Origin of the sequence: Burkholderia cepacia ATCC 25416, assembly GCF_001411495.1 — a bacterium.
In the GTDB taxonomy this organism is placed as follows: Bacteria; Pseudomonadota; Gammaproteobacteria; order Burkholderiales; family Burkholderiaceae; genus Burkholderia; species Burkholderia cepacia.
On the sequence record NZ_CP012981.1, the window covers coordinates 3,076,794 to 3,094,644 of the forward strand.

Below are 17,851 nucleotides of genomic sequence, written 5' to 3' on the forward strand. Positions count from 1 at the left end.
AGCCCCGGCGGCGGTTTCGGCCGCCCCATAAGCAAACACCCCGCCGAGGCGGGGTGTTTGTTTTTGCGCGCCCGGCGCGAACCGGGCGGGCAGCCGATGGCAGGCGATCAGTGAACGACGCGGTCGAACACGAACTTGCCGTCGTTGACGTCGACCGGAATCACGTCCTTCGGACCGAAACGGCCCGCGAGGATGAGCTTCGCGACCGGGTTCTCGATCTCCTGCTGGATCGCGCGCTTCAGCGGCCGCGCACCGAACAGCGGATCGTAACCGACCTTGCCGATCTGTTCGAGCGCCGCCGGCGACACGTCGAGCGCCATGTCGAGCTTCGCGAGCCGGTCGTGCAGGCGGGCGAGCTGGATCTTCGCGATCGACTCGATGTTGCTGCGGTCGAGCGCATGGAACACGACGACGTCGTCGATCCGGTTCAGGAACTCGGGGCGGAAATGCTGCTTCACCTCGAGCCACACCGCGTCCTTGATCTCTTCCTGCGGCGCACCCGTCATCGCCTGGATCACCTGCGAGCCGAGGTTCGACGTCATCACGATCACCGTGTTCTTGAAGTCGACCGTGCGCCCCTGCCCGTCCGTCATGCGGCCGTCGTCGAGCACTTGCAGCAGCACGTTGAACACGTCCGGATGCGCCTTCTCGATCTCGTCGAGCAGGATCACGCTGTACGGCTTGCGGCGCACGGCTTCCGTCAGGTAGCCGCCTTCCTCGTAACCGACATAGCCCGGCGGCGCGCCGATCAGCCGCGCGACGCTGTGCTTCTCCATGAACTCGCTCATGTCGATGCGGATCAGGTGCTCTTCCGAATCGAACAGGAACGACGCCAGCGCCTTGCACAGTTCGGTCTTGCCGACACCCGTCGGACCGAGGAACAGGAACGAGCCGTACGGACGGTTCGGATCGGCGAGACCCGCGCGCGAACGGCGGATCGCGTCGGCCACCGCACCGATCGCCTCATGCTGGCCGACCACGCGCTCGTGCAGCTTTTCCTCGATGTGCAGCAGCTTCTCGCGTTCGCCCTGCATCATCCGCGACACCGGAATCCCGGTCGAACGCGACACGACTTCCGCGATTTCCTCGGCGCCGACCTGCGTGCGCAGCAGGCGCGGCCGCGTCGGGTTGTGCTGCTCCTGCTCTTCGGCCTGCGTGACCTGCTTCAGCTGCGCCTCGAGCTGCGGCAGCTTGCCGTACTGCAGTTCGGCGACCTTCTCCAGCTTGCCGTCGCGCTGCAGCCGCGCGATGTCCGCACGCACCTTCTCGATCTCTTCCTTCAACTGCGCGCTGCCCTGCACCGCGGCCTTCTCGGCGGTCCAGATCTCCTCGAGGTCCGCATATTCGCGGCCGAGGCGCTCGATCTCTTCCTCGATCAGCTGCAGGCGCTTCTGCGACGCTTCGTCCTGCTCCTTCTTCACGGCTTCGCGCTCGATCTTCAGCTGGATCAGCCGGCGGTCGAGCTTGTCCATCTCTTCGGGCTTCGAATCGATTTCCATCTTGATCTTCGAAGCGGCTTCGTCGATCAGGTCGATTGCCTTGTCGGGCAGGAAACGATCGGTGATGTAGCGGTGCGACAGTTCGGCCGCGGCGACGATCGCCGGATCGGTGATGTCGACGCCGTGGTGCAGTTCGTACTTCTCCTGCAGCCCGCGCAGGATCGCGATCGTCGCCTCGACGCTCGGCTCGTCGACGAGCACCTTCTGGAAGCGGCGCTCGAGCGCGGCATCCTTCTCGATGTACTTGCGGTATTCGTCGAGCGTGGTCGCGCCGATGCAGTGCAGCTCGCCGCGCGACAGCGCCGGCTTCAGCATGTTGCCCGCATCCATCGCGCCTTCGGCCTTGCCCGCGCCGACCATCGTGTGGATTTCGTCGATGAAGACGATCGTCTGGCCTTCGTCCTTCGCGATGTCGTTGAGCACCGCCTTCAGGCGCTCCTCGAATTCACCGCGATACTTCGCGCCGGCGAGCAGCGCGGCCATGTCGAGCGACAGCACGCGCTTGCCCTTCAGCGTCTCGGGCACTTCGCCGTTGACGATCCGCTGCGCGAGCCCTTCGACGATCGCGGTCTTGCCGACGCCCGGCTCGCCGATCAGCACCGGGTTGTTCTTGGTGCGGCGCTGCAGGATCTGGATCGAACGGCGGATTTCGTCGTCGCGGCCGATCACCGGATCGAGCTTGCCCGCACGGGCGCGCTCGGTCAGGTCGACCGTGTACTTCTTCAGCGCCTCGCGCTGGCTTTCCGCATCCTGGCTATGCACCTGCGAGCCGCCGCGCACCGCGGCGATCGCGGCTTCGAGCGACTTGCGCGTGAGGCCGTGCTGGCGCGCGAGCTTGCCGGCTTCGCCCTTGTCGTCGGACACGGCGAGCAGGAACATCTCGCTCGCGATGAACGTGTCGTTGAGCTTCTGCGCTTCCTTGTCGGCCTGGTTCAGCAGCCCGGCCAGTTCGCGGCCGATCTGGATGTCGCCGCCCGTACCCGTCACTTGCGGCAGGCGCGAGATTGCTTCGTTCAGCGCGCCTTGCAGCGCCTGGATGTGAACACCCGCGCGCGACATCAGCGAGCGGGCGGAACCGTCCTGCTGCGCGACCAGCGCGGCCAGCACGTGAACGGGTTCGATGTATTGATTGTCGCGGCCAGCCGCAAGGCTTTGCGCGTCAGCGAGTGCTTCCTGGAACTTGGTGGTGAGCTTGTCGATTCTCATTTTGTCGAGACCTCCAATTTTCGATTAACACCAAGATAAGGATGGTTATGCGGCTTTCAAGCGAAATTTGGGTTGATTCAGCGCAAAAATCGATGGATATCCTCGAAGCGGCCCCGGGACGGGCCGCTGCCGGGCCGCGGAGCGCGGCGCTCGCGTATCAGCCGGCCGTCGACGGCGGCTCGACGGACACGGGCGCGTCTTCCGGCAACGGCGCGGCGGGATGCACGCGCACGACCGGGCGAATGCCGAGCAGCGCCATGAGCGGCGCAGCGGGTTCGACCAGTTCACCGAGCGTGTGACGGTCGAGTTCGGCGAAGAACGCATCGCGCGCGGCCGCCAGCACGCCCTTCAGGCGACACTGCGGCTCGATCACGCAGCCGCGCGACTCACCTTCGGCCGCAAAGCAGCCGACCAGCGCGAAGTCGCTCTCGGTTGCGCGCACGACCTCACCGACGGTCAGTTGCAGCGATTCGGGGAACAGCCTCAGCCCGCCATTGCGGCCGCGAACGGTGTCGACCCACCCCAGCTCGCCGAGCTGCTGCACGACTTTCATCAGATGGTTCTTCGAGATGCCGTAGGCGTCCGAGATCTCCTGGATCGTCGCGAGTCCCTCGCCGCGCACGGCAAGGTAAAGCATCACGCGCAGCGAATAGTCGGTGTAGTCGGTGAGTCTCATGGGTGAATACGGAAGAGATCGATCGTGTCCCAATTACGTGAGCCGGGCCGATCGGGATGCGCACGGGGCCGGTCGACAGCCCTGTTCCGCGGCCCCGGGTTGCCGGGAGGGCGCGCGCGCAATAAGATGCGTGACATCTACACGTTTTTCAGGGGTCGTTGGTCGCTATTTTGCGTCAAAATCCGGCCGGCGTCCTGCACGATGCCCGCGCCGCCGCCCCGTCGTTGTCTGTCTCTCCCGGCCCCCTTTTTGCCATGACCGTCCTGCCCGCCTCGCCCGATACCGCACCGGCCCGCCCTCGCGACGCCGAGCCGACCGAAGAGAACATCCGCGATCTCGTCTACGCGTTCTACGACCGCGTGCGCACCGATCCGCTGCTCGGGCCCGTGTTCGACGCAAAGCTGGCCGGCCGCTGGGACGACCACCTGCCGAAGATGGTCACGTTCTGGTCGAGCCTCGTGCTCGGCACCAAGGGCTATCGCGGCAACGTGCAGCAGGCGCACCAGCCGCTCGACGGGATCGAGCCGGCCCATTTCAGCCGCTGGCTGTCGCTGTTCCTGAAGACCGTCGAGGCGCGCTACGCACCGCCCGCGGCGGTCCGCTTCATGGAGCCGGCGCTGCGGATCGCACAGAGCCTGCAGTTGAGCCGCTTCGGCTGGGATTACCGGATTCCGCCCGAGCAGCAGGCGCTGCTCGACGCGATCGCACCGCGCCGCCGCGGCGGGGACGACGATCCGCACGCGTTGCCGTCGCGTGCCCGCGGCGAGCCGTTTCCAACGAAGATCATCGGGCGCAGCACCGATCCGGACGCGTAACGGATTGCCATCACGGGTTGCCGTCACGCGCGGCGCTTGCGCGCATGCAGCACCTTGCCGCACGATGCCGACGCCGCGCTCAGCGCCGCGTATTGCCCGATTCGATCCCCCAGCGCGCGAGCGCGGCATCGTCGGTGCTGCGCGCGTCGACCCAGCGCTCGCCGTCCGGCGTGGTTTCCTTCTTCCAGAACGGCGCTTCGGTCTTCAGGTAGTCCATCACGAACTCGCACGACGCGAACGCGTCGCCGCGGTGCGACGCAACCGTGGCGACCATCACGATCTGGTCGAGCGGCAGAAGCCTGCCGACGCGATGCACGATCGCGACGTCGATGCCCGGCCAGCGCAGGCCGGCCTCGGCCGCAATCTTCTCGAGCGCCTTCTCGGTCATCCCCGGATAGTGCTCGAGTTCCATCGCGGCAACCGCATCACCTTCGTTCAGATCGCGCACCGTGCCGACGAAGCACGCGACCGCGCCGATCTTCGGGTTGCGCGCACGCAATGCCGCGACCTCGGCGTTCAGGTCGAAGTCGTCGGTCTGGATTCGTACCGTTGCCATCGCCGGTGCCTCAACCGCCCGTCACCGGCGGAAAGAACGCCACTTCGCAGCCTTCGGTGAGCCGCGTATCGGGATCGGTCATCTCGTGATTGCACGCCATGCGCAGCGCGCGCCCTTCCGCGAGCGTCTCGGCCCATGCCCCGCCGCGCACGCGCAGCCATGCGCGCACGTCGCCCACGGTCGTGACGCTGTCCGGCACGTCGGCCTGCTCGTCGGCAACACCCAGTGCCTCGCGTACGCTTGCAAAAAATTTCAGCTGAATCTTCATGGTTCGGGAAGCCGTCGCGTTACGACAGCAGTTCGGAAAACGGAATGAAACGCACGGTCTCGCCGGCGCTGATCGCGTGCTGCGGCGGATTGTCGATCAGGCCGTCGCCCCACACCGTCGACGTCAGCACCGCCGAACTCTGGTTCGGGAACAGGTCGAGGCCGCCGGCGGCGTTCACGCGGGCACGCAGGAATTCGTTGCGGCGGTCGCCCTTGCCTTGCGAGAAGTCGGCGCGCAGCGACAGCGCGCGCGGCGCGACGTCGCGCACGCCGGACAGGCGCAGCAGGAACGGCCGCACGAACAGCAGGAACGTGACGAAACTCGATACCGGGTTGCCGGGCAGCCCGATGAAGTGCGCATCGGGGCGATCGTCGCCACGGCGCACCGCGCCGTAGGCAAGCGGCTTGCCGGGCTTCATCGCGATCTGCCACAGCGCGAGCCGCCCTTCGGCCTCGACGGCCGGCTTCACGTGATCCTCGTCGCCGACCGACACGCCGCCGCTCGTCAGGATCACGTCGTGATCGCGCGCGGCCGCGCGCAGCGTGTCGCGCGTCGCGGCGAGCGAATCGGGCACGATCCCGTAGTCGGTCACGTGGCAGCCGAGCCGCTCCAGCAGCCCGCGCAGCGTGAAGCGGTTCGAGTTGTAGATCGCGCCGGGCTTCAGCGGCTCGCCCGGCATCGTCAGTTCGTCGCCGGTGAAGAACACCGCGACGCGAATCCGCCGCGCGACCGGCAACTGCGCGCAGCCGACCGATGCGGCAAGACCGAGCGCCTGCGGCGTGAGCCGCGTGCCGGCCGGCAGGATCACCGAGCCCTGCCGGATATCCGCGCCCTGCGCGGTGATCCATTCGCCGGCCTTCGGCGTGTGCAGGATCTCGACCGCGTCGCCGTCGGCCGACGCCTGCTCCTGCATCACGACAGCGTCGGCGCCGGGCGGCACCGTCGCGCCGGTGAAGATCCGCGCGGCCGTGCCGGCTGCGAGCGGCGCGGCCGGATGGCCGGCCGGAATGCGCTGCGACACCGGCAAACGCCGCTCGCCATGCAGCAGGTCGGCGACGCGCACCGCATAGCCGTCCATCGCGCTCGTATGCATCGGCGGCACGTCGAGCGGCGAGCTCACGTCGGCCGCCAGCACGCGGCCGAGCGCATCGAGCGTGGCGACGGTTTCGACGCCGGGCAACGGCTTCGCGGCGTCGAGCAGCGCGGCGAGCGCCTCGGCGGTCGACAGCATCGGCGCGCGCGGCGCCGCGGGATTGGGGTTCGACATCGATGGAATCGGGGATCGTTGGATGCAATACGCCATTGTAGCGACGCCGTCGCGCGGGCGCGCGATATGGCGGACATGCGGAAACTGTGATTCGCGCGAGCGCGCGGGTCTGGCACTTGTTTCACGCGCGATGCCGGTTTGACGGCAGCCGCGCGGCGGGATGCCGAACGCCTGCACGGAGCGGCACCGCCAAACGAAACGGCCGGAACCCCGATCCGTTCGACGAATCGGCATTCCGGCCGTCCTGCACAGCCGGGCCCGCGGCCCGGCCATGCGTCATGCGCCCGTATGGGCGGCGATGAAGTCCTTCACCTGCTGCGCGTCGGCCTTCACGACCTCGAAACGCTGCGGCAGCGCCTCGAGCCCGTCGAATGCGGCCGGACGCTCGGCTTCGCGATCGAGTGCCTCGCGAATCGTCTCGCCGAACTTGATCGGCTGTGCGGTCTCGAGCACGACCATCGGCACGCCCGCGTCGAGATGCTCGCGCGCGACCTTCACGCCGTCGGCCGTGTGCGTATCGATCATCGTGTCGTAACGCGAGAACACGTCGCGGATCGTCGCGATGCGGTCCGTGTGGCTGCTGCGGCCCGACACGAAACCGAACTCGGCGACCCGTGCGAAATCGCCGCTCGCCGCGAGATCGAAGCCGCCTTTCTCCTCGACGTCGCGGAACAGCTGCATCACGCGCGCCGGATCGCGGCCGAGCAGGTCGAACACGAAGCGCTCGAAGTTCGATGCCTTCGAGATGTCCATGCTCGGGCTGCTCGTGTGATAGGTGTTCTCGGCGCTGCGCACGCGATACGCGCCCGTGCGGAAGAACTCGTCGAGCACGTCGTTCTCGTTGGTCGCGACCACGAGCTTCGCGATCGGCAGGCCCATCATCCGCGCGATGTGGCCCGCGCAGACGTTGCCGAAGTTGCCCGACGGCACCGTGAACGACACGCGCTCGTCGTTGGACTGCGTCGCCGCGAAGTAGCCCTTGAAGTAGTACACGACCTGCGCGACGACGCGCGCCCAGTTGATCGAGTTGACCGTGCCGATCTTCTGCCGCGCCTTGAACGCGTGATCGTTCGACACCGCCTTCACGATGTCCTGGCAGTCGTCGAACACGCCTTCGACCGCGAGGTTGAAGATGTTCGGATCCTGCAGGCTGAACATCTGGGCCGTCTGGAACGCGCTCATCTTCTTGTGCGGCGACAGCATGAACACGCGCACGCCGGCCTTGCCGCGCATCGCGTATTCGGCCGCGCTGCCCGTGTCGCCGGACGTCGCGCCGAGAATGTTCAGCGTCTGCCCGTGCTTCGCGAGCGTGTACTCGAACAGGCTGCCGAGCAGCTGCATCGCCATGTCCTTGAACGCGAGCGTCGGGCCGTTCGACAGTTCGAGCAGCGACAGCGCCGCGCCGTTCTCGGTGCCGAGCGTCTTCAGCGGCGTGATGTCGGACGCGTTCTCGCCATGGCGCGTGTTGCGGTACACGTCGGCCGTGTACGTGCGGCGCGTGATCGCGCGCAGGTCGTCGGCCGGCACGTCGTCGCAGAACTTCGACAGAATCTCGAACGCGAGATCCGCATACGACAGCGTGCGCCAGCGCGCGAGCTCGTCGGCCGACACCTTCGGATATTCGGACGGCAGGTACAGCCCGCCGTCCTTCGCGAGGCCGCCGAGCAGGATGTCGGAGAACGTGTGGCGCTCGCCGATGCCGGCGCCGCGCGTGGAGATGTAGTTCATGTCGCCTTCCGTCCTCAGTTCAGCGCTTCCATGCGCAGCTTCGTTACCTTCGAGACCACCGTCGAGAGGCTCTCGATCTGCGCGATCGCCGCGTTGACGTTCTTCTCGACCGTCTCGTGCGTGATCAGGATGATGTCGGTCTCGCCGTTCGCGCCGTCGATCTGCTCCGATTCCTTCTGCAGCAGCGCGTCGATCGAGATGCCCGATGCGGCGAGGATGCGCGTGATGTCGGCCAGCACGCCCGTCTGGTCGGCGACGCGCAGGCGCAGGTAGTAGCCGCTCGTCACTTCCTCGATCGGCAGGATCGGCGTGTTCGACAGGCTGTCCGGCTGGAACGCGAGATGCGGCACGCGATGCTCTGGGTCCGCCGTGTGCAGGCGCGTGACGTCGACGAGATCCGCGACCACGGCCGACGCGGTCGGCTCCGCGCCCGCGCCCTTGCCGTAATACAGCGTCGTGCCGACCGCATCGCCATGCACGACGACCGCGTTCATCGCGCCCTCGACGTTCGCGAGCAGGCGCTTTTCCGGGATCAGCGTCGGGTGCACGCGCAGCTCGATGCCGTTTGCGGCGCGGCGCGCGATGCCGAGCAGCTTGATCCGGTAGCCGAGTTCTTCCGCGTAGCGGATGTCGGTCGCGTCGAGCTTGCTGATGCCCTCGACGTATGCGCGGTCGAACTGAACCGGCACGCCGAACGCGATCGCACTCATGATGGTCGCCTTGTGCGCGGCGTCGACGCCTTCGATGTCGAAGGTCGGATCGGCTTCCGCGTAGCCGAGCTCCTGCGCGGCCTTCAGCGCGGTCGCGAAGTCGAGCCCGCGATCGCGCATTTCCGACAGGATGTAGTTGGTCGTGCCGTTGATGATGCCTGCGATGTACTGGATGCGGTTCGCGGTCAGGCCCTCGCGCAGCGCCTTGATGATCGGGATGCCGCCGGCGACGGCCGCCTCGAACGCGACCATCACGCCCTTCGCGCGTGCGGCCTCGAAGATCTCGGTGCCGTGCACCGCGAGCAGCGCCTTGTTGGCCGTCACGACATGCTTGCCGTTCGCGATCGCGCGCAGCACGAGGTCGCGCGCGATGCCCGTGCCGCCGATCATCTCGGCGACGATTGCGATCGACGGATCATCGACGACCGCGTTGAAATCGTCGGTGATCTGCGCAGCGCCGGCATCGCCGCCGAGCGCAGCCAGCGCCTTGGCCGGGTTGCGCACCGCAATGCGCGTCACCTCGATGCCGCGCCCCGCGCGTCGCTTGATTTCTTCCTGGTTGCGGCCCAGCACCGTGAAGGTGCCGCTGCCCACCGTGCCGAAGCCCAACAGGCCAACTTTGATCGGTTCCATGCTGCGTGTGATCGATGAGTAAGAAGTAGTGAGTGCCGTGTGGTCCTGCCGCTCAGGCCGAATGGCGCTTGCGGTAGCCGTCGAGGAAGCGTGCGATCCGGTTGATCGAATCGGTCAGGTCGTCGAGATTCGGCAGGAAGACCACGCGGAAGTGGTCCGGCGTCGTCCAGTTGAAGCCCGTGCCCTGCACGAGCAGTACGCGCTCCTCGAGCAACAGGTCGAGAATGAACTGCTGGTCGTTCTGGATCGGATAAAGCTTCGGGTCGAGGCGCGGGAACATGTACAGCGCGGCCTGCGGCTTCACGCAGGTCACGCCCGGGATCGACGTGAGCATGTCGTACGCGAGTTCGCGCTGTTTGTACAGGCGCCCGCTCGGCATGATCAGCTCGTTGATGCTCTGGTAGCCGCCGAGCGCCGTCTGGATCGCGAACTGCCCGGGCACGTTCGCGCACAGCCGCATCGACGACAGGATGCCGAGCCCCTCGAGGTAATCCTTCGCGCGCCGGCGGTTGTCGCCGCCGAGGCCCGACACGGCCATCCAGCCCGCGCGGTAGCCGCACGAGCGATAGCTCTTCGACAGGCTGTTGAACGTGACGGTGATCACGTCCTCCGACAGCGAACCCAGCGCCGTATGCTCGAGGCCGTCGTAGACGATCTTGTCGTACACCTCGTCGGCGAACACGATCAGCCCGTGCTGGCGCGCGATCTCGAGCAGTTCGAGCAGCAATTCGTCCGAATAAAGCGCGCCCGTCGGGTTGTTCGGGTTGATCACGACGATCGCCTTCGTGTTCGGCGTGATCTTGCGGCGGATGTCGTCGAGATCGGGCATCCACGCGTTCTGCTCGTCGCAGATGTAATGCACCGGCGTGCCGCCCGACAGGCTGACCGCCGCCGTCCACAGCGGGTAGTCGGGCGCGGGCAGCAGCACCTCGTCGCCGTCGTTCAGGAGCGCCTGGGTCGCCATCACGATCAGCTCGGACGCGCCGTTGCCGATGTAGATGTCGTCGAGGCCGACGCCCACGACGCCCTTTTCCTGCGTGTAGTGCATCACGGCCTTGCGCGCCGAGAACACGCCCTTCGAATCCGAATAGCCGGACGACGTCGGCAGGTTGCGGATCATGTCCTGGATGATCTCGTCCGGCGCATCGAAACCGAACGGCGCGAGGTTGCCGATGTTCAGCTTGATGATGCGGTGGCCTTCTTCCTCGAGGCGCTTCGCGTGCTCGAGCACCGGGCCACGGATGTCGTAGCAGACGTTGAGCAGCTTGTTCGACTTCTGAATCGGTTTCACGACGACACGGTTCCTGGGTTGGCCTTGCGGCCGGGGGGACGGGATCAAAACTGGAAAGCGGCCGGTCTGTGCGCGCTGTCTAGACTGGGGAAAAGCGGGCGGTCGGGCGCGGCTTGTGGCGACGCGCGACGCAAGTGGCGCCCGGGGGCGACCAAAAAGTTATAATTTAGCGGATTTTGGCCGACTTTCGCAATGCACCATAGCCGCGCCGGGCCCACGCCGTCAGGCGTCCCGCGTGCCCGGGCAAGCGAAACCGGCCCTCCGGGCCCCTGTGGCCCTGCGACACATTCCCCTACGGAACCGCGGAATACCGATTTGAAACTGCACCAGGACACGAGCGGCGCGCTCAACACCGTCACCGGCTACGGCCCCGATTATGTCGACGTCAATCTCGAACGCCATGAAACGAGCGTCATCGTGCTGCCCGGCGCGCCGGTCCAGATGTGGCCGGTGTCGTCGTTCGACGCGCTCGCGCCCGAGCATTTCGCGATGCTGCTCGACCCGACGCCCGAACTCGTCATCTTCGGCAGCGGCGCACGGCTGCGCTTCCCGCACCCGCGGCTCGTCGCGGCGCTCACGGCCAAGCGGATCGGCGTCGAGACGATGGATTTCCAGGCTGCCTGCCGCACCTACAACATCCTGATGGCCGAAGGCCGCAAAGTCGCCGCCGCGCTCTTAATTGAACGTTAATCCCCGATGCGGTAAAACTCGGGCCGGCGCAGCGGGTCGATCCCCGGATCGGCCCGGCCAGGCCGCCCGCCCCCGGCGCAACCCGCCGGCGGCTCGTCACAACAACCAACAGGCTGAAAATCCATGAACGATACGCCGTCGAGGCTACCGCTCAACCGCATCACGCTCGTCCTCCTCGTCGTCGCGCTCGCGATCGTCTGGTTCGCGCCGCTCGGGCTGCGCCACCTGATCCCGAGCGACGAAGGCCGCTACGCGGAAATGGCGCGCGAGATGTTTGTCACCGGCGACTGGATCACGCCGCGCTACAACGGCTACAAGTACTTCGAGAAGCCGCCGCTGCAGACCTGGATGAACGCGCTCACGTTCGCGTGGTTCGGCATCGGCGAATGGCAGGCGCGCCTCTACACGGCCCTCGCGAGCTTCGCCGGCGTGCTGCTGGTCGGCTTCACGGGCGCGCGCCTGTTCAACCCGCTGTCGGGCTTCCTCGCCGCCGTCGTGCTCGCGGCGTCGCCGTACTGGAACCTGATGGGCCACTTCAACGCGCTCGACATGGGCCTTGCGTTCTGGATGGCGCTGTCGCTGTGCTCGCTGCTGCTCGCGCAGCGGCCCGGGCTGCGCCCGGCCGCGGCGCGCGGCTGGATGTGGGCGTGCTGGGCCGCGATGGCCTTCGCGGTGCTGTCGAAGGGCCTCGTCGGCCTGATCCTGCCCGGCGCCGTGCTCGTGCTCTATACGCTGATCGCGCGCGACTGGGCGCTCTGGAAGCGCCTGTACCTGGTGAGCGGCCTCGTGATCTTCTTCGCGATCGTCACGCCGTGGTTCGTGCTCGTCCAGCAGCGCAACCCCGAATTCTTCAACTTCTTCTTCATCGTCCAGCAGTTCCGCCGGTACCTGACCCCGGAACAGAACCGTCCGGGCCCGCTCTACTACTTCGTGCCCGTGCTGCTGGTCGGCTTCCTGCCGTGGCTGTCGGTTGCGTGGCAGAGCATCCGCCATGCGCTGCGGATGCCGCGCCAGCCGAACGGCTTCTCGCCGATGCTCGTGCTGCTGATCTGGAGCGCATTCATCTTCCTGTTCTTCAGCGCGTCGCATTCGAAGCTGATCTCGTACGTGCTGCCGGTCGCGCCGGCGCTCGCGCTGATCATCGGCGCGTACCTGCCGCTGATGACCGCCGACCGGTTCCGCCGCCACCTGCTCGGCTACCTCGTGTTCTTCGTCGCCGCGGCGTTCGGGATCATCTTCCTCGCGTACCAGGGCGATGCCCGCACGCCGAACGCGCTGTACCGCGCGTTCCAGATGTGGCTGTACGCGGGCCTCGCGGTCGCGGCCGCGCTGACGCTCGCGGCCGCCTGGCTGAACCGCCGCGCGGGCGTCGCCGCCGCGCTAGCCGCGTTCGGCGCCGCGTGGCTCGCCTTCGGCACGATCGGCGGCACCGGGCACGACGAGTTCGGCCGCTACAGCTCGGGCGCGCTGCTCGCGCCGACGGTGCGCGCCGAGCTGGCGAAACTGCCGCCCGACACGCCGTTCTACTCGATCGAGATGCTCGATCACACGTTCCCGTTCTACATGGGCCACACGACGATCATGGTCCAGCGCCAGGACGAGCTCGGGTTCGGCATCTCGATGGAGCCGAACAAGTGGATTCCGACCGTCGACGAATGGATCACGCGCTGGAAGCAGGAAACCCATGCGCTCGCGATCATGCCGCCCGGCCAGTACGACGCCCTGGTCAAGCAAGGCGTGCCGATGCGCGTGATTGCGCGCGACAACCGTCGCGTGATCGTCGAGAAACCGCAATCGTAAGGACGCCCATCGCATGAATCCCGTTTCGCTCGTCTGCATCGTCACCGGCGTGATGCTCAACGCCGTTGCGCAACTGCTGCTGAAGGCCGGCGTCAACGCCGTCGGGCACTTCGAGTTCAGCCGTGCGAACATCATCCCGGTCGGGCTGAAGATCGCCACCCAGCTGCCGATCATCGGCGGCCTCGGCTGCTACGTGCTGAGCGTCGTGGTCTGGATCCTCGGGCTGTCGCGGGTCGACGTGTCGATCGCGTACCCGATGCTGTCGCTCGGCTACGTCGTCAACGCGTTCGCGGCCTGGTACCTGTTCGGCGAGGTGCTGTCGGTCCAGCGGCTCGTCGGCATCGGCATCATCCTGATCGGCGTGCTGGTGCTCGCGCGAAGCTGAGCATGCCCCGCCGCGTTAAGCGTCCGCCTACAAAAAATCACGGTGCGTTTCCGCCAACCGGTGTTTAATGCCGGTTTCGGCCGGGATCGCCCGACCCTTTTATTACACGCCATTACAGGCCAAAGCGTACATGAGCCAGACTACCGCTCCGTTTCTGCCGTTCACCCGCCCCGAGATCGATGAGGAAACCATCCAGGGCGTCGTCGAAGTGCTGCGTTCGGGCTGGATCACCACGGGCCCGCAAAGCCAGAAATTCGAAGCGGCGCTGTCCGAATACTGCGGCGGCCGTCCCGTCCGCGCGTTCAACTCGGGCACCTGCACGCTCGAGATCGGCCTGCGCATCGCGGGCGTCGGCCCCGGCGACGAGGTGATCACGACGCCGGCGTCGTGGGTCTCGACCAGCAACGTGATCCTCGAGACCGGCGCGACGCCCGTGTTCGCCGACATCGATCCCGTCACGCGCAACATCGACCTCGACAAGCTCGAGCAGGCGATCACGCCGCGCACGAAGGCGATCATCCCGGTGTTCCTGTCCGGCCTGCCGGTCGACATGGACCGCCTGTACGCGATCGCGCGCGCACACAAGCTGCGCGTGATCGAGGACGCCGCGCAGGCGTTCGGTTCGACGTGGAACGGCAAGCGCATTGGCGCGATCGGCGACATCGTGTCGTTCAGCTTCCACGCGAACAAGAACCTCACGACGATCGAAGGCGGCGCGCTCGTGCTGAACAACGAGGAAGAAGCGACGCTCGCGCAGAAGTACCGGCTGCAGGGCATCACGCGCACGGGCTTCGACGGAATGGACTGCGACGTGCTCGGCGGCAAGTACAACCTGACCGACGTCGCCGCGCGCGTCGGCCTGGGCCAGCTGCCGCACCTCGAACGCTTCACCGCCCAGCGCCGCGCGCTCGCCCGCGCGTATTTCGCCGCATTCGACGGCAGCGCGGCCGTGAAGCTCGGCGTCGGCCTGCCGGTCGCCGAATTCGAGAACGGCAACTGGCACATGTTCCTGATCACGCTGCCGCTCGAGCGGCTGACGATCACCCGCGCCGAGTTCATGGCGCAGATGAAGGAACGCGGCATCGGCACGGGCATCCACTACCCGGCGATCCATCTTTTCACGCTGTACCGTGCGCGCGGCTTCAAGGAGGGCATGTTCCCCCACGCCGAACGGTACGGCGCGTCGACCGTCACGCTGCCGCTCTTCACGCAGATGACGGAAGGCGATGTGCGTCGCGTGGTCGACGCCATCAACCAGATTTGCGAACAATACGGAAATTAAGCGTACATGAGTCACCTTGAAGCACGCGCCGGGCATCCGGGCGCCGGGCACCTGGACGCAGGCCGTCCCGAAGTATCGGTCATCATCCCCGTGTACAACGAGGAAGACGGCCTCGCCGCGCTGTTCGCGCGGCTGTATCCGGCGCTCGACGCACTCGACACGTCATACGAAGTGATCCTGATCAACGACGGCAGCCGCGACCGCTCGGCCGCGATGCTCGCCGATCAGTTCCACGTGCGTCCCGACACGACGCGCATCGTGCTGCTCAACGGCAACTACGGCCAGCACATGGCGATCCTCGCCGGCTTCGCGCAATCGCGCGGCGAGATCGTCATCACGCTCGACGCCGACCTGCAGAACCCGCCCGAGGAAATCGGCAAGCTGATCGCGAAGATGCGCGAGGGCTACGACTACGTCGGCTCGATCCGCAAGCAGCGCCAGGACAGCCTGTGGCGACGCAAGGCGTCGCAGATGATGAACCGGCTGCGCGAGCGCATCACGCGCATCAAGATGACCGACCAGGGCTGCATGCTGCGCGCGTACAGCCGCCGCATCATCGATACGATCAACGTGTGCGGCGAAGTCAACACGTTCATCCCCGCGCTTGCCTATACGTTCGCGCAGAAGCCGACCGAAATCGAGGTCGCGCACGAGGAGCGCTTCGCCGGCGAATCGAAGTACTCGCTGTACAGCCTGATCCGGCTGAACTTCGACCTCGTGACGGGCTTCTCGGTCGTGCCGCTGCAGTGGCTCTCGTTCATCGGCGTGATCCTGTCGCTCGGTTCCGCCGCGCTGTTCGTGCTGCTGCTCGTGCGACGCTTCATCGTCGGCGCGGAAGTGCAAGGCGTGTTCACGCTGTTCGCGATCACGTTCTTCCTGCTCGGCGTGATCATCTTCGCGCTCGGCCTGCTCGGCGAGTACGTCGGCCGCATCTACCAGCAGGTGCGCGCGCGGCCGCGCTACCTGATCCAGGCCGTGCTCGAGCAGCACGACGGCGTGCCGCCGGTGCCGGCCGGCACGAACCGCACGGGAGCCGGGCAATGAAACCGCGCGCAGTCGTCTTCGCGTATCACAACGTCGGCGTGCGCTGCCTGCAGGTGCTGCTCGCGCGCGGCGTCGACGTCGCGCTCGTCGTCACGCACGAGGACAACCCGAACGAGAACATCTGGTTCGGCAGCGTCGCATCGGTCGCCGCCGAGCACGGGATCCCGGTCGTCACGCCGGCCGATCCCGCCGATCCGGCGCTGCGCCGCGCGGTGTCCGACGCGCAGCCCGATTTCATCTTCTCGTTCTACTACCGTCACATGCTGCCGGTGGACCTGCTCGCGATCGCGCCGCGCGGCGCGTACAACATGCACGGTTCGCTGCTGCCGAAATACCGGGGTCGGGTACCGACCAACTGGGCCGTGCTGAACGGCGAGACCGAAACCGGCGCGACGCTGCACGAGATGGCCGCGAAGCCCGACGCGGGCGCGATCATCGCCCAGACCGCGGTGCCGATCCTGCCGGACGACACGGCCACGCAGGTGTTCGACAAGGTCACGGTGGCCGCCGAGCAGACGCTCTGGCGCGTACTGCCCGCGCTCCTCGCGGGCGAGGCGCCGCACCTGCCGAACGATCTCGCGACCGGCAGCTACTACGGCGGGCGCAAGCCCGAAGACGGCCGCGTCGACTGGACGAAGCCGGCCGCGCAGGTCTACAACCTGGTGCGCGCGGTCGCGCCCCCGTATCCGGGCGCGTTCACGGACGTCGACGGCACGCGTTTCGTGATCGCGCGCGCGCGCCTCGCGGCGCCCGGCAGCGCGGCAGCGGCCGCCGCGGCAGATTTGCCGCCCGGCCTGCACGTAAGCGATAATGCGCTATTCGGCGTCTGCGGCGACAGCCGCGCTCTATCCATTCTCGAGCTGTGGCAGCAGCGCGACGGCAGCGAAACCGTCGTGACGCCCGCGGAATTCGCGCAGTTCATTCATTCTTCCCGTCATTCATGAAAGCAAAAAAAGTCCTGATCCTGGGTGTGAACGGCTTCATCGGCCATCACCTGTCGAAGCGCATTCTTGAAACCACCGATTGGGAAGTGTTCGGCATGGACATGCAGACCGATCGGCTTGGCGACCTCGTCAACCACGAGCGGATGCATTTCTTCGAAGGCGACATCACGATCAACAAGGAGTGGGTCGAGTATCACGTGAAGAAGTGCGACGTGATCCTGCCGCTCGTCGCGATCGCGACGCCCGCCACTTATGTCCAGCAACCGCTGCGCGTGTTCGAACTCGACTTCGAGGCGAACCTGCCGATCGTGCGTTCGGCCGTCAAGTACGGCAAGCACCTCGTGTTCCCGTCGACCTCCGAGGTCTACGGCATGTGCTCGGACGAGCAGTTCGACCCGGATGCATCGGCCCTCACCTACGGCCCGATCAACAAGCCGCGCTGGATCTACGCGTGCTCGAAGCAGCTGATGGACCGCGTGATCTGGGGCTACGGGATGGAAGGCCTGAACTTCACGCTGTTCCGCCCGTTCAACTGGATCGGCCCGGGCCTCGACTCGATCTACACGCCGAAGGAAGGCAGCTCGCGCGTCGTCACGCAGTTCCTCGGCCACATCGTGCGCGGCGAAAACATCAGCCTCGTCGACGGCGGCTCGCAGAAGCGCGCGTTCACCGACATCGGCGACGGCATCAGCGCGCTGATGAAGATCATCGAGAACAAGGACGGCGTCGCGTCGGGCAAGATCTACAACATCGGGAATCCGAAGAACAACTTCTCGGTTCGCGAACTCGCGCACAAGATGCTCGAACTGGCGGCGGAATTCCCCGAATACGCCGATTCGGCCAAGCAGGTGAAGCTCGTCGAGACGACGTCCGGCGCGTACTACGGCAACGGCTACCAGGACGTGCAGAACCGCGTGCCGAAGATCGACAACACGATGCAGGAGCTCGGCTGGGCACCGCAGGCCACGTTCGACGACGCGCTGCGCAACATCTTCGAAGCGTATCGCGGCCACGTCGCCGACGCGCGCGCGCTCGTCGAGCAGCAAGGCTGAGCGGG

The 17,851-nt window shown here is 66.6% G+C and carries 16 protein-coding genes; 8 read left to right on the forward strand and 8 right to left on the reverse strand.

The window, feature by feature from the left end; all coding sequences use genetic code 11:
* Nucleotides 1-107: 107 nt before the first annotated feature.
* Complete coding sequence (gene clpB / locus APZ15_RS14190) at nt 108-2,705, reverse strand: ATP-dependent chaperone ClpB (RefSeq protein ID WP_027787209.1); 2,598 nt, start codon at nt 2,703-2,705, stop codon at nt 108-110.
* A 157-nt stretch (nt 2,706-2,862) separates the two neighbouring features.
* Nucleotides 2,863-3,381 (reverse strand): Rrf2 family transcriptional regulator, encoded by a 519-nt coding sequence (locus tag APZ15_RS14195; RefSeq protein WP_027787208.1) that lies wholly within the window; start codon nt 3,379-3,381, stop codon nt 2,863-2,865.
* Nucleotides 3,382-3,635: 254 nt separating this feature from the next.
* Here APZ15_RS14195 and APZ15_RS14200 point away from each other — a divergent pair, with 254 nt between their 5' ends.
* Nucleotides 3,636-4,196 (forward strand): group III truncated hemoglobin, encoded by a 561-nt coding sequence (locus APZ15_RS14200; protein WP_027787207.1) that lies wholly within the window; start codon nt 3,636-3,638, stop codon nt 4,194-4,196.
* 79 nt (nt 4,197-4,275) lie between these two features.
* Here APZ15_RS14200 and APZ15_RS14205 read toward each other — a convergent pair whose 3' ends face one another.
* From APZ15_RS14205 to APZ15_RS14230, 6 genes are all read right to left on the reverse strand, one after another.
* Nucleotides 4,276-4,752: a molybdenum cofactor biosynthesis protein MoaE gene (locus APZ15_RS14205; protein WP_027787206.1), complete on the reverse strand. Its 477-nt coding sequence runs from the start codon at nt 4,750-4,752 to the stop codon at nt 4,276-4,278.
* Between the two features lie 10 nt (nt 4,753-4,762).
* A complete protein-coding gene (gene moaD / locus APZ15_RS14210) occupies nt 4,763-5,020 on the reverse strand; it encodes a molybdopterin converting factor subunit 1 (RefSeq protein WP_011352296.1) in 258 nt (85 codons plus the stop codon).
* 19 nt (nt 5,021-5,039) lie between these two features.
* Nucleotides 5,040-6,287: a molybdopterin molybdotransferase MoeA gene (locus tag APZ15_RS14215; protein ID WP_027787205.1), complete on the reverse strand. Its 1,248-nt coding sequence runs from the start codon at nt 6,285-6,287 to the stop codon at nt 5,040-5,042.
* Between the two features lie 276 nt (nt 6,288-6,563).
* Nucleotides 6,564-8,015: a threonine synthase gene (thrC, locus tag APZ15_RS14220; protein ID WP_027787204.1), complete on the reverse strand. Its 1,452-nt coding sequence runs from the start codon at nt 8,013-8,015 to the stop codon at nt 6,564-6,566.
* A gap of 14 nt (nt 8,016-8,029) precedes the next feature.
* The gene (locus tag APZ15_RS14225) at nt 8,030-9,358 is read right to left on the reverse strand and encodes a homoserine dehydrogenase (RefSeq protein ID WP_021156505.1); all 1,329 of its coding nucleotides are present in this window, start codon (nt 9,356-9,358) and stop codon (nt 8,030-8,032) included.
* Between the two features lie 52 nt (nt 9,359-9,410).
* A complete protein-coding gene (locus APZ15_RS14230) occupies nt 9,411-10,649 on the reverse strand; it encodes a pyridoxal phosphate-dependent aminotransferase (RefSeq protein WP_027787203.1) in 1,239 nt (412 codons plus the stop codon).
* Between the two features lie 315 nt (nt 10,650-10,964).
* Here APZ15_RS14230 and APZ15_RS14235 point away from each other — a divergent pair, with 315 nt between their 5' ends.
* The 7 genes from APZ15_RS14235 (at nt 10,965) to APZ15_RS14265 (ending at nt 17,846) form a co-directional block, all read left to right on the forward strand.
* Nucleotides 10,965-11,339, forward strand: a complete 375-nt coding sequence (locus APZ15_RS14235; RefSeq protein WP_027787202.1) for an Mth938-like domain-containing protein — start codon at nt 10,965-10,967, stop codon at nt 11,337-11,339.
* 123 nt (nt 11,340-11,462) lie between these two features.
* Complete coding sequence (locus APZ15_RS14240; protein WP_027787201.1) at nt 11,463-13,139, forward strand: glycosyltransferase family 39 protein; 1,677 nt, start codon at nt 11,463-11,465, stop codon at nt 13,137-13,139.
* A 13-nt stretch (nt 13,140-13,152) separates the two neighbouring features.
* The gene (locus APZ15_RS14245) at nt 13,153-13,524 is read left to right on the forward strand and encodes an EamA family transporter (RefSeq protein WP_027787200.1); all 372 of its coding nucleotides are present in this window, start codon (nt 13,153-13,155) and stop codon (nt 13,522-13,524) included.
* A gap of 130 nt (nt 13,525-13,654) precedes the next feature.
* On the forward strand, nt 13,655-14,806 hold the full coding sequence (locus APZ15_RS14250; RefSeq protein WP_027787199.1) for a DegT/DnrJ/EryC1/StrS family aminotransferase: 1,152 nt from the start codon (nt 13,655-13,657) through the stop codon (nt 14,804-14,806).
* 6 nt (nt 14,807-14,812) lie between these two features.
* Nucleotides 14,813-15,850, forward strand: a complete 1,038-nt coding sequence (locus tag APZ15_RS14255; RefSeq protein WP_027787198.1) for a glycosyltransferase — start codon at nt 14,813-14,815, stop codon at nt 15,848-15,850.
* Nucleotides 15,847-16,794: a formyltransferase gene (locus APZ15_RS14260; protein ID WP_027787197.1), complete on the forward strand. Its 948-nt coding sequence runs from the start codon at nt 15,847-15,849 to the stop codon at nt 16,792-16,794. The genes APZ15_RS14255 and APZ15_RS14260 overlap by 4 nt, the downstream gene beginning before the upstream one ends.
* On the forward strand, nt 16,791-17,846 hold the full coding sequence (locus tag APZ15_RS14265; protein ID WP_006482864.1) for a bifunctional UDP-4-keto-pentose/UDP-xylose synthase: 1,056 nt from the start codon (nt 16,791-16,793) through the stop codon (nt 17,844-17,846). The genes APZ15_RS14260 and APZ15_RS14265 overlap by 4 nt, the downstream gene beginning before the upstream one ends.
* Nucleotides 17,847-17,851: the final 5 nt, after the last annotated feature.

Coding starts and splice junctions, on each gene's coding strand:
- clpB (WP_027787209.1), bottom strand. CDS start 2,705: ATGAGAATCGACAAGCTCACCACCAAGTTCCAGGAAGCACTCGCTGAC.
- APZ15_RS14195 (WP_027787208.1), bottom strand. CDS start 3,381: ATGAGACTCACCGACTACACCGACTATTCGCTGCGCGTGATGCTTTAC.
- APZ15_RS14200 (WP_027787207.1), top strand. CDS start 3,636: ATGACCGTCCTGCCCGCCTCGCCCGATACCGCACCGGCCCGCCCTCGC.
- APZ15_RS14205 (WP_027787206.1), bottom strand. CDS start 4,752: ATGGCAACGGTACGAATCCAGACCGACGACTTCGACCTGAACGCCGAG.
- moaD (WP_011352296.1), bottom strand. CDS start 5,020: ATGAAGATTCAGCTGAAATTTTTTGCAAGCGTACGCGAGGCACTGGGT.
- APZ15_RS14215 (WP_027787205.1), bottom strand. CDS start 6,287: ATGTCGAACCCCAATCCCGCGGCGCCGCGCGCGCCGATGCTGTCGACC.
- thrC (WP_027787204.1), bottom strand. CDS start 8,015: ATGAACTACATCTCCACGCGCGGCGCCGGCATCGGCGAGCGCCACACG.
- APZ15_RS14225 (WP_021156505.1), bottom strand. CDS start 9,358: ATGGAACCGATCAAAGTTGGCCTGTTGGGCTTCGGCACGGTGGGCAGC.
- APZ15_RS14240 (WP_027787201.1), top strand. CDS start 11,463: ATGAACGATACGCCGTCGAGGCTACCGCTCAACCGCATCACGCTCGTC.
- APZ15_RS14245 (WP_027787200.1), top strand. CDS start 13,153: ATGAATCCCGTTTCGCTCGTCTGCATCGTCACCGGCGTGATGCTCAAC.
- APZ15_RS14250 (WP_027787199.1), top strand. CDS start 13,655: ATGAGCCAGACTACCGCTCCGTTTCTGCCGTTCACCCGCCCCGAGATC.
- APZ15_RS14255 (WP_027787198.1), top strand. CDS start 14,813: ATGAGTCACCTTGAAGCACGCGCCGGGCATCCGGGCGCCGGGCACCTG.
- APZ15_RS14260 (WP_027787197.1), top strand. CDS start 15,847: ATGAAACCGCGCGCAGTCGTCTTCGCGTATCACAACGTCGGCGTGCGC.
- APZ15_RS14265 (WP_006482864.1), top strand. CDS start 16,791: ATGAAAGCAAAAAAAGTCCTGATCCTGGGTGTGAACGGCTTCATCGGC.